The organism is Pseudomonadota bacterium (assembly GCA_010028905.1).
Lineage (GTDB): Bacteria > Vulcanimicrobiota > Xenobia > RGZZ01 > RGZZ01 > RGZZ01.
Map to the genome: position 1 here is coordinate 1 of RGZZ01000558.1, position 3,000 is coordinate 3,000.

Genomic DNA, 3,000 nt, shown 5'->3' on the forward strand with positions numbered 1-3,000 from the left:
GTCGGGGAAGGCGTCGCTGCCCGTCGCGATCTCGTGCGGGTCGATGCGGGCAGGGCCGAAGCAGGCCTCGCTCAGCACGGCCTCGAGCGCTTGCCGCTGATCGGGGCGGCACACCACCGTGGTGCGTCGACCGACCACGAAGCGGTTCCAGTACGCGGGGAACTCGAGCTCGGCCAGCAAGATGCCGCGATCGAGGGCGAAGAAGCGCCGTGGCACCACAAAGATTGTGGGCACCCCTTCTGGCGTGTCGATGGTGTCCTTGATGGTCTCCGGCACGGCCCCGTACTGGATCTGCCCGACGGAGGAGGGCAGGATGACGCCTCCACGGGGGAGGACGCGGACACCGTCGTCGAGGCTCGAGCTCATCGCCGGCAGGTTCGAGAGGAGGACGCGGTCTCCTCTCGCGGAGGTGTGCGCGAGGTCACGCCCCCCGCCGATTGAATGCGCCGGGCGGGCGCGGGCTCTCTCTGGCCGGTCTGGCGGCCATCTGCCTGCCAAATGGCGGCAGGACCCCCCGGTTCAGGTGGCGCACAGAACCCCATGCCCACCACTGCGCCGCCCCAAACGTCTCCATCGTCAACGCGCGACTGCATCGACCTCGCGGTAATCTCGTGCGGTCTGCTCTTTCTCGAGCAGGCGTGCATCCGCTGGCTCCCCGCGCACATGCGCCTGCTGGGCTACTTCTCGAACTTCGTGCTGCTCGGCGCCTTTCTCGGCATGGGCGTGGGCCTGCTGCGCGCCGGGAGACGCTCGCTGCTCGCGCTCGCGGTTCCGCTGGTGGCGGTGGTGACCCTCTTCCTTCTCGGGTTCGGCGTGAACGTGGTGCTCGAGCCCGCGGGCTCGACCCAGAACATCTACTTCGGCGCCGAGAGCGTGGTGCAGACGGGGGTCAATCTGCCCCTCTGGCTGGTGCTGGGGGGGGCGTTCACCGTGCTCACCACCCTGTTCTGCGGCCTCGGACAGGCCATGGGCGAGCGCTTCGAGCGCCTGCCTCCGCTGCGTGCCTACACGTGGAACGTGGGCGGCAGCATCGTGGGCATCGTGACGTTCATGGCCGCCTCGTGGCTCTCGCTCTCTCCGGCCTGGTGGATCGGCTTCGGTGGCGGGTGCGTGGCGTGGGTGCTGCGCGATCAGCGGAAGGTGCTCGCGCTGACGCTCGGACTTCTCGCCCTCACCGTGGCCGGCGTGGCGCGGCTCGAGCGAGGGGCCATCTGGTCGCCGTACAGCTGCCTCACGGTCTCCGACATGGACGACGGCACGGTGGTCATCTTCGCCAACAGCACGTCTCATCAGATGGCGTACTCGGCGCGCCAGGCCGGTGGCCGCGGCATGCTCTATCAGCTGCCCTACGCCATCGGCGCGCTGTCAGGGCGGCCCCTGAACCTCGAGCGCTGCCTTGTCATTGGTGCGGGCAGCGGCAACGACGTGAGCCGCATGCTCGGGCACGGCGCCCAGCACATCGACGCGGTGGAGATCGACGCGGCCATCCGCGACATCGGACGGGCGAAGCATCCGGACCGTCCGTACGACGATCCCCGCGTGCGCAGCGTGATCGACGACGGTCGAGCCTTCCTGCGGCGCTCACCAGAGCGCTACAATCTCGTGGTGTACGCGCTGGTCGATTCGCTCTCGCTGCTGTCGCAGTTCGGGGCGGTGCGCCTCGAGAACTACCTGTTCACCCAGCAGGCGTTCGAGCAGGTTCGCGATCACCTCGCGCCGGACGGCATCTTCGTGGCCTACAACTTCTACCGCGAGGCCTGGCTCGCGGCCCGCATCTATCGCCTGCTCGAGAAGGTGTTCGGGCCGGAGCGCTGCGTGATGGTCACGTTGCCCGTCACCCGCTCGAGCCTCGATGAGAACGACACGGGCATCGACCTCGTGCTGTTCATGGCGGGCGATGTGGGTCGCATCCGCGCGGCGTTGCTGCGGGGCGATCTCGCCCTGCGCCCCCTCGACGGCAAGAGCCCCACCCTGCCGCTGCGCGCCGTGGCCCAGGTGACCACCCGGGATCTGGCGCTCAGCACCGATGACTGGCCCTTCCCCTACCTGCGCGCCCGCGCGCTTCCGCCCCAGAACCTGCAGGCCATCGCGGTGATGCTGGTGGTGGCGGTGCTGGCGCTCTTCGGTCCGGGTGGCGTGCGCGCGCGCGGGCTGTCGCTGCACTTCTTCTTTCTCGGCGCGGCCTTCATGCTCGTCGAGACGGTAGGCATCGCGCGCCTGGCGCTGCTGTTCGGCACCACCTGGATCAACAGCTCTCTCACCTTTCTGGGGATCCTGGTGATGGCGCTGCTCGCCAACCTCATCGCGGCGCGCACATCGGCATCGCTGCGGGGCTGGGCGTACGTCGGGCTGTTCGTGGCCCTCGCGGTGGAATACGCGGTGCCCCTCGAGTCGCTGCTCCATCTCGACGTGGCGGCGCGCACGGTGGCGGCCCTCGTGCTGCTGTTCGCGCCGGTGCTGTTCGCGGGCCTCGTGTTCGCCTGCTCGTTCCGTGACAGCGCGCGGCCCCATCAAGACCTCGGGGTGAACATCCTCGGCGCGCTGGCGGGGGGATGCCTCGAGAACCTGTCGACCCTGACGGGGGTGTCGGCGCTCCTTGGCGTCATCGCGCTTCTCTACGCCCTGTCGGCGCTGTCTGCGCCTCGCGGAGGGGCCTCGACCTCAGGGTAGGCGGCGGGGTCGCGCCCGTCTGGGCGTGCGCGTGGTTCACCACGCGCGTCACGGGGAGCAATCGAGCGCAGCAGGCCCTTGCCGCGCACCGCGCCGAATCTCTCGAACGTGACGCCCGCCGCATCGGCCGCGTGGTCGACGGAGGAGGTCTGCGCGTGCGCACGCGCCTGGGGGGTCGACGCGTTGCCGACCTTCTCCTGGCCGAGCCGCTGCCGCGCATCTGCTGAGAGCGAAGCCCCCCATGACCCTTTCTCGTGACGAGATCCTGCGGTACAGCCGCCACATCATCATGCCCGAGATCACCCTCGAGGGGCAGCAGCGGCTCAAGGC

At 69.5% G+C, this 3,000-nt stretch carries 2 protein-coding genes; one reads left to right on the plus strand and one right to left on the minus strand.

The genetic code is table 11. From position 1 onward, the window contains the following. Positions 1 to 366 (minus strand): cAMP/cGMP-dependent 3',5'-cyclic-AMP/GMP phosphodiesterase (locus tag EB084_22765; GenBank protein NDD31088.1); only part of this gene is annotated, 366 nt, incomplete at its 3' end. Positions 367 to 441: 75 nt separating this feature from the next. Here EB084_22765 and EB084_22770 point away from each other — a divergent pair. Then, positions 442 to 2,670 carry a hypothetical protein gene (locus tag EB084_22770; protein ID NDD31089.1) on the plus strand — a complete coding sequence of 743 codons (2,229 nt, stop codon included), beginning with the start codon at positions 442 to 444 and terminating at the stop codon, positions 2,668 to 2,670. The last annotated feature ends 330 nt before the right edge of the window (positions 2,671 to 3,000 follow it).

Excerpts from the sequence above, each read along its gene's own strand:
- EB084_22770 (NDD31089.1), top strand. The coding sequence starts at position 442 with ATGCGCCGGGCGGGCGCGGGCTCTCTCTGGCCGGTCTGGCGGCCATCT.